Here is a 7298-nt window from a genome sequence, read left to right as displayed (position 1 = left end):
GCGCCCCGCGGCGGAGCCGCGGAGCGCGACCAGCCACGGCGAAGCCGTGGACGAAAGACGACCCGTCCCGACCCCGCGGCGGAGCCGCACGTCTGCACAGCCCGCGGATCGCTTCGCGCCATGGCAGACCGCGGCCGCACTCGTCCTCACCACCGCCGCCATCGGCCTCGCCGCCCTGCACTGGCCCGTCCTCCACGCCGGCATCGACCGCCTGGCCGCCGCCGACCCCGGCTGGCTGCTGCTTGCAGCCCTGCTCACCCTGCTGACCTGGGCCTGCGCGGCCCTCGCGCAACAGGGCGCGGTGCGCGAGGCACTGCCCGCAGGCCGGCTGCTGACGGTGCAGTTCGCGGCCTCCGCGGCCAACCATCTGCTGCCTGCCGGGCTCGGCGCGGGCGCGGTCAATCTGCGGTTCCTGATGCGCAGCGGACTGACACCCGGCCGGGCGGCCACGGCGCTCGCGGTCAAGTCCACCGCCGGAGGCGCCGTCCGGATCGCCCTGATGGCGGTGCTCGCCCTCGCTTGTCCCGGCGTGCTGCGGCTGCCGTCGGTGGGCGGATCGAAGTTGCTGGTCGGCGCGCTGGCGGCAGCCGCGGCGGTGCCCGTGACCGTCGTGCTGGTGCGGCGGACGCGGCTGCGGCGGGCGCTGGCCTGCGCGGCGGCCGACGTACGCGCCGTGCACGAGAATCCTCGGCGCGCGGCGACCCTGTGGGGCGGCTCCCTGGCTTTCGCGGCCCTGCACACGGCGGTGGTGATCGCCGTCGTCCACGCCCTGGACGTACCGCTGCCCGCGGGGCGCATCGCGCTCGCCTATCTCGCCGCGAGCAGCGCCGCCGTACTGCTGCCGACCCCCGGCGGCCTCGGCTCCCTGGACGCCGCGCTCGCCTGGGCACTGACCACGGCCGGTGCCCCGGCCTCGGTGAGCGTGTCGGCCGTGCTCGGCTACCGGTTGCTGACCGTCTGGCTGCCACTGGTGCCGGGGCTGCTGGTGCTGGCCGGGCTGGTGCGTTCGAGAGCCCTGTGACGGCACCGCAGGCGCACCGCCGGCGTGAGCCGTCGCGAGCGACGGGCTGCGGACTTCGTCAGCCGGACGGCAGTCTGACCACGAAGCACGCACCTGGGGTGAGTTCGGGGTCGTGGGAGACCTCGCCCCCCGCGGAGCGGGCCAGGCGCCGTGCCAGCGGCAGCCCGAGGCCCGCTCCGCCGTGGCCGTCGTCCGGGTCGGCGCGGCGGCCGGGCTGGAAGAGCTGTCCGGCGAAGGCGGGCGGCACGCCCGGTCCGTCGTCCGTGACAGAGATCCGTACGCCGCCGCCGTCGCGGTCCGCGCGCAGGGTGACGCTCGACTCGGCGTACCGCAGGGCGTTGGCCAGCAGCGGGCTGACGATCCGTTCGAGGAGGGCGTCCTGTACGCCGGCCTCCAGCCGTCCGTCCGTGCCCTCCCTGACACCGGACGCGTCGACCGTGACCGTCACATGGTCGGGCGGATCCGCCTGTGCGGCGAGGCGGCGCAGCGTGGGCAGGACCGGGGAGGTACCGGGGGCGGCGGTGGTCGCGTCTTCTCGGGCGCTGTTCAGGAGGGTGTCGCAGATGGTGCGCATCGACTCGGCGGCCTCGGCGATCGTCTCGTGCACGGCCCTGGTCTCGGCCGCCGTGCGCGGGCGGGAGCGGTACCAGTCCAGCTCGGCGACGATCCTGCTGAGCGGGGTGCGCAGCTCGTGCGAGAGCTCGCCGGTCAGCTGCCGCTCGTGCCGCAGCACGGCGCGGATACGGTCCAGGAGGGCGTCCAACGACGCGCCCAGCCGGGCGAGTTCGGCCGGTCGGTCCGCGCTGCCGAACCGTTCCTCGGAGGCCACCGCGCTCCACTGGGTGGCCTGGTCGGTCATCATCCCGACGGGACGCAGCGCGCGTCCCACCGCCAGCCGCGTCAGCGCGTAGGTGCAGGCCAGCATCACGGCGTCCAGGGCGAGCGAGCCCAGCAGCAGGGTGTCGGCCGAACTCTGGTACGGGGACAGGTCCAGGGCCGTGACGATGCTGGCCGGCTGCTGTGCACCGGGGACGGGCTCGGCACACAGGCGGACGGGGCTCGATCCGTGACCGGAGGCGGTGACGCAGTGCCGTCCGCCCTGGCGGGCCAGGCCTTCGGCGACCTGGGTGAGCGCGCCGGCGGAGGGCGGTTGCTCCAGCAGCCGCCGATCGGCGTAGACCCACACCTTCGCGTCGAGGAGATGGTCGTTGACGGTCTCCAGGACCCGCACCCGCGGGCCGCCGGTGTCGACGGTGGTGGCGACGGCGGCCGCTCGGGTGCGCAGTTCGTCGTCCGCCTGGCGCCGCAGGTGGTGGCGGACCACGGTGTTGAAGACGACGGTGAGGATCACCATCAGGAGGGCGGCGGTGGTGAGCGCGACCAGGGAGAGCCTGCCGCGCAGGGTGCGGGGGACGAGACGGGAACGGAGCCCGGCGCCCGGGGTGCGGGGGGCCGCCGGCCGGGTAGGGGGTGCGGTCACGTCAGCCGGTGTCCGATGCCGCGCGCGGTGCCGATCGTGACGTCGCTGCCCGCCTCGCGCAGCTTGCGGCGCAGCCGGGTCAGATACTGGTCGAGGGTGTTGTCGCTGACCTGGGCGCCCTCCGGCCAGCCCGCCCGGACGAGTTCGCGACGGCTCACGATCTCGCCGGGGGTGGCCATGAGAGGGGCGAGGAGCCGGAACTCCGTCGGTGAGAGGTCGACCTCGGTTCCGCGCACGGTCAGGGAGTGCCGCAGTGCGTCCAGTGCGAGATCGCCGGCCGCGGGGCGGGGTGGGGGTGCGGCGCGTTTGAGTGCCGCGCGCAGCCGGGCGGCGAGTTCCACCAGGTGGAAGGGCTTGGGCAGGTAGTCGTCGCCGCCCGCCGAGAACCCGGACAGCCTGTCGGTCAGGCTCTGCCGTGCGGTGAGAAAGATGACGGGGGCCACGAACCCGTTCGCCCGCAACGCCTGACACACGTCCCGCCCGTCCGCATCCGGCAGCCCGACGTCCAGCACGGCCGCGGCCACCTCGCCCCCGGCCAGCCGCAGCGCGGTCGCACCGTCGGCAGCCGGCACAGTGTCAAAGCCCTCGTCCCGCAACCCCCGCAACAACACATCACGCAGAGCGTGATCGTCCTCGACGACCAGGATCTTGGGGGGCATGGTCCTCCGTCGGCGGTTGTGCGTCGGTGATCGGTGTGGCGCGGGTGTTGTGGGTGGGACGCGGGGCGGTGGGTGGGGGTTTCCTGGGACGGGGGCGGATCGGGGTGTCCGGGGGTGGGTTCGGCTCCGGAGTGTCCTCGGGCGGGCGGGGGGCGTGCGCAGTCGGGAGTGCGCCGGGACCGTCCGAAGAGGTCGACAGGCCTGGAGCTGACGACGACGAACGCAGACCGGAGGGTTGCGAACGCCGGGGCTTGCCGGAAGACGGAGGTCGGCCGGGAGGCTCCGTGGACAGGCGACGGCCGGAAGCCTCCGGAGACGGAGGCGCCCCGAGAGCGCGGGAAGACGGAGGCTCCCCGGGAGAGCCCGAAGACGGGGGCAAGCCACCAACGTCCGTGGGCAGACGCGGGCCGGAAGCCTCCGGGGACAGAGGTGCGGCGGGTGCGTCCGGCGCCGTGCCCGTGTCGGGAGCCCCTGGCCCACCGCGCCCCGTCGACTCCACGGGCAGCCACCGGGCCCAGCCCCACCACCACAGGCTCAGCCATACGACGGCGAGCAGCCAGCCGCCAATGACGTCGCTCGCCCAGTGCACCCCGAGGTACACGCGGGTCAAGCCGACGGTCACCGCCCAGCAGACCGCGAGCGTGCAGGTCGTGCGGGCGAGATCCACGCGGGCGCGACGAGTCACCGCCCAGCACAGGAGACCTGCGGTGAGGGCCGAGGTGGTGGCGTGGCCGGAGGGGAACGCGAAGCCGGACGCATGCGTCGCCCAGTCGGCAGGGGCCGGACGGTCCCGCGCGAGGAGTTCCATCACTCCGGTGCGGACCAGTTGCCCCGCGACGAGCACGATCAGGAGGACGACGGCGGTCCGGAGCCGCTCGCGCGCGGTGCGCCCCGCCAGGAGCCCGGCGACCACGACGAGTACGTAGGGCCAGGGCCCCGTCCCCGTCGCCGTGATCCCGCGGGCGAGCGCCACCGCTTCCGGGGGCCGGTGCGCAAGCCCCCACGCGTGGGCCGCCGTGTCCCCCGGCAGGGGCACGCCGTGGCGCAGTCCCACCGCGGTCGCGAGGCCGGCGAACAGCAGCGCGCAGACGACGGCAAGCAGCACCGGCACTCGTCCGGCCGGGTTCACACCCGGCCCTGGCCCGATCCGGCCCACGCTCGGCCCTCGTCCGCTCGGGTCCCTGCGCGGCCGTCCGGCAGGGTCGCGCGCCTGCGCACCCCGCACCGCCGACCGCCGCCCTCCCTCGGACGGACCCCGTGCTGAACGCCGGGCCACCCGCCCAGTCCATCCGCCGCCACCGGATCCGGCATCACGCCCGCCGCGCTCCCCACCACCGCCCGGTCCAGCGGCACCCCCACCACGCCCAGCCCCGCCAGACCCGGCTTCCTCTCCGCCGTTCCCAGCGCCTCCACCAGGCCCAGCAGCCTCTCCACCGCCCCCGGCACCACCACCGGACCCGCTGGCTCTCCCACCGCGCCCAGCACCGGCGCCCCCCTCAACCGCGCCCCCACCCCGCTCGTCCCCCTCCCCCTCGCGCCCGGTCATGAAGCCGTCACCATCGGCCTGAGCCGAGTGGCGGCCGCACGGGTGACAAGAGGCGCGGCGCGATCCGCCAGGAGAGTGAGGGGCCAGGCGAGGGCCGCGCCGAAGGCCAGGCCCACGATCACGTCGTGTGGATAGTGCACACCGATCCAGACCCGGGAGGCGGCCATCAGGACGGCGGCCAGGGCCGCGATCCGGCCGAGACGCCGGTCTGCGAGCCACAGCGCCACCGCGGCGGCCCCGGCGATCACCGCATGGTTGCTGGGGAACGACCAGTCGCGCGCGGCCGGGCACCCCTCGACCGTCACGGTGTGCAGCGTCCGGCACGGTCTGCGCTCGGCGACGGTCGACTTGACCAGGACGTCCACCACGTAACAGACCACCACGACCACAGGTGCCGCCAGCGCCCGGACCATCCGCGCCTCCCCCGCACTGCGGGCCCGCCACCACGCGGCGAGCATCAGTACGCCGAACAGCGCGAGGCCGTAGTCGGACCACACGGCGATCACGGTGTTCAGGGCGTGCGGGGTGTGGCGGGCGAGGCGGGTGATCCAGGTGTATGCGCCGCCGTCCACCGAGGCGCCGCCGAAGGCCAGGGCGGTCACGAGGAGGTCCCTTCCGAGGCGCGGCGGGCACGGGCGCGCCGGGCCTCGAGAGCGATCGGGGTCAGGGAGAGGACGACCACGAGCGCGACCAGCGGCAGCAGGTAGCGGTCGACGTTCGGCACCGAGGAACCCAGCGCGTAACCGCCCAGCACCAGACCGATCGTCCAGGCCAGACCGCCGATCACCTGCCACAGGGTGAAGACCCGCACCGGCACGTCGAGCGCCCCGGCCAGCGGGTTCAGCACGGTGCGCACGACCGGCACGAAGCGGGCCAGGACCACCGCCTTGGCATGTCCGTAGCGTGCGAGCAGCTCCTCGGCCCGCTCCGCGCCCTCGTGCAGCTTCTTCGCACGGCTACGGGCCAGCAGCGCGCGGCCGCCGCGCCGCCCGAGCCAGTACCCCGTCTGGGCACCGAGCAGTGCACCGACCACGGCGGCGGCCAGCACCTGTGGAAGTGACAGGTGCACGGATCCATGGACGCCGGGGACGCACAGCAGCCCGGCCGTGAACAGCAGCGAGTCGCCGGGCAGGAAGAAACCGACCAGCAGGCCGGTCTCGGCGAACATGACGACCGCGATGCCGAACGCGCCGAAGGCCGACAACAGGGATCCGGCATCCAGGACGTTCACCGCTTGGGCGACGGCGAACTGGGCAACTGCCACGGAGGCGACCCCTCTCATACTGGGATGTGGACGGAACGGGTACGTACCCGCACCTAGCGACTACAGTCATGTAGACCGTCTACTGAACTGTAGACGAATCAGAGCCGAGGAGTGTTCCCATGCCCGAGGGGCAGATTGACGAGCCGGTCGACGGCCCGGTCGACGGGCGCACGGACCGGCGGCCGGCCGGCGAGCTCGAGGCGAGCGTACTGGCCGCACTGTGGGCCGCCGACGCGCCGCTCACGCCCGGTGCCGTCCAGCTGGAGCTCGGCGGCGGCCTCGCCCGCACCACGGTGACGACGATCCTCACACGACTGCACGCCAAGGGCGCGGTCACCCGCGCGCGCTCCGGCCGTGGCTACGCCTACGCCCCGGCCCAGGACTCCCCCGGCCTCACGGCCCGCCGTATGCACGCCGAACTCGACAAGGACGAGGACCGCGGCACCGTCCTCGCCCGCTTCGTCTCCGATCTGAGCCCGGAGGACGAACATCTCCTGCGGACACTCCTGGAAGGCGGCCCGCAGGACGGTGAGGACGGCGTGTGAACAGCGCCTTAGGGATCTTGTTGTCGGCTGCGGCGCGTAGGCTGGTCGACTACGGTCCGGCGGCCCCTGGAGGAATCCCGTGATCTACGCCGTGTGGCTTCCGCTGCTCATGCCGTTCCTCGCCGTGCCCGTGGCGCGGCGTGGCGCCGAGCAGCTGCGCCCACGGACGGCCGCCTGGGCGCTGACGACTCTCGCACTGGTCCTCGCCCTCTCCAGTACGGCGGCGCTCGGCATGCTCGCCCTGGCCGGCGCCCTGCGCCTGTCCTTCGTCGCCGAGGCGGCACACCTCTCCCCGCATCTGCCGGGCGCCGGCTCGCCCGCCACCGTGCCGGCGGCGGTGCCGGCCACCCTCGCGCTGACGGGTCTCGGCGTCCTGGTCCTCGACCGGGCCCGCCGCCACCTGCGCGAACTGCGCGCCGCGCACCGGCAGTTCCGCAGCGGGGCGAGCGCCGGCGATCTCTGTGTGCGGCACGACGACCGGCCCGAGGCCTACGCCCTGCCCGGGCGGCCCGGCCGCATCGTGGTGACGACGGGAATGCTGCGCGCCCTGAGCGCCGGCGAGCGCGAGGTGCTGTTCGCCCATGAGCGCGCCCACCTCACCGGCCGCCACCACCTCTTCCTCGCGGCCGCGGAGTTCGCCGTCGCGTTGCACCCCGCCCTGCGCGGCCTGCGCGCGCCGCTCTCGTACGCCCTGGAGCGCTGGGCCGACGAGTCCGCGGCGCAGGCGACGGGCGACCGTGCGCTCACCGCCCGAGCCGTCGGCCGCGCCGCCCTCGCGGCCGG

At 74.7% G+C, this 7298-nt stretch carries 9 protein-coding genes; 3 read left to right on the top strand and 6 right to left on the bottom strand.

Translation table 11 applies throughout. The annotated features are described in order from the left end of the window. Positions 1-46: 46 nt before the first annotated feature. Positions 47-1021, top strand: coding sequence for a lysylphosphatidylglycerol synthase domain-containing protein (locus tag AB0N07_RS49045; RefSeq protein WP_365847215.1), 975 nt, complete (start codon positions 47-49; stop codon positions 1019-1021). A gap of 58 nt (positions 1022-1079) precedes the next feature. Here the strand turns inward: AB0N07_RS49045 and AB0N07_RS49040 are convergent, their stop codons facing one another. The 6 genes from AB0N07_RS49040 to AB0N07_RS49015 all read right to left on the bottom strand — a co-directional run bounded on the left by AB0N07_RS49040 (position 1080) and on the right by AB0N07_RS49015 (position 5988). Beyond that, entirely contained in the window at positions 1080-2501 is a 1422-nt protein-coding gene (locus AB0N07_RS49040) for a HAMP domain-containing sensor histidine kinase (RefSeq protein WP_365847213.1), read from the bottom strand. Continuing rightward, complete coding sequence (locus AB0N07_RS49035; protein WP_365847211.1) at positions 2498-3160, bottom strand: response regulator transcription factor; 663 nt, start codon at positions 3158-3160, stop codon at positions 2498-2500. Before AB0N07_RS49035 ends, AB0N07_RS49040 begins: the two co-directional genes overlap by 4 nt. After that, positions 3114-4265 (bottom strand): phosphatase PAP2 family protein, encoded by a 1152-nt coding sequence (locus AB0N07_RS49030; protein ID WP_365847209.1) that lies wholly within the window; start codon positions 4263-4265, stop codon positions 3114-3116. Before AB0N07_RS49030 ends, AB0N07_RS49035 begins: the two co-directional genes overlap by 47 nt. Positions 4266-4285: 20 nt before the next feature. Further along, positions 4286-4633, bottom strand: a complete 348-nt coding sequence (locus AB0N07_RS49025; RefSeq protein WP_365847207.1) for a hypothetical protein — start codon at positions 4631-4633, stop codon at positions 4286-4288. 69 nt (positions 4634-4702) lie between these two features. After that, positions 4703-5308 carry a phosphatase PAP2 family protein gene (locus tag AB0N07_RS49020; protein WP_365847205.1) on the bottom strand — a complete coding sequence of 202 codons (606 nt, stop codon included), beginning with the start codon at positions 5306-5308 and terminating at the stop codon, positions 4703-4705. Beyond that, the gene (locus AB0N07_RS49015; protein WP_365847203.1) at positions 5305-5988 is read right to left on the bottom strand and encodes a DedA family protein; all 684 of its coding nucleotides are present in this window, start codon (positions 5986-5988) and stop codon (positions 5305-5307) included. Before AB0N07_RS49015 ends, AB0N07_RS49020 begins: the two co-directional genes overlap by 4 nt. 101 nt (positions 5989-6089) lie before the next feature. On the opposite strand from AB0N07_RS49015, the gene AB0N07_RS49010 reads away from it, so the two are divergent. Next, positions 6090-6515 (top strand): BlaI/MecI/CopY family transcriptional regulator, encoded by a 426-nt coding sequence (locus tag AB0N07_RS49010; protein ID WP_365847201.1) that lies wholly within the window; start codon positions 6090-6092, stop codon positions 6513-6515. Positions 6516-6594: 79 nt separating this feature from the next. Continuing rightward, a partial coding sequence (locus tag AB0N07_RS49005) for a M56 family metallopeptidase (RefSeq protein WP_365847199.1) occupies positions 6595-7298 on the top strand: 704 nt, incomplete at its 3' end.

This window comes from Streptomyces sp. NPDC051172, from assembly GCF_040682555.1.
Lineage (GTDB): Bacteria > Actinomycetota > Actinomycetes > Streptomycetales > Streptomycetaceae > Streptomyces.
Note: the sequence above shows the minus strand (reverse complement) of the source record. Positions and strands in the feature narration are given on the sequence as shown.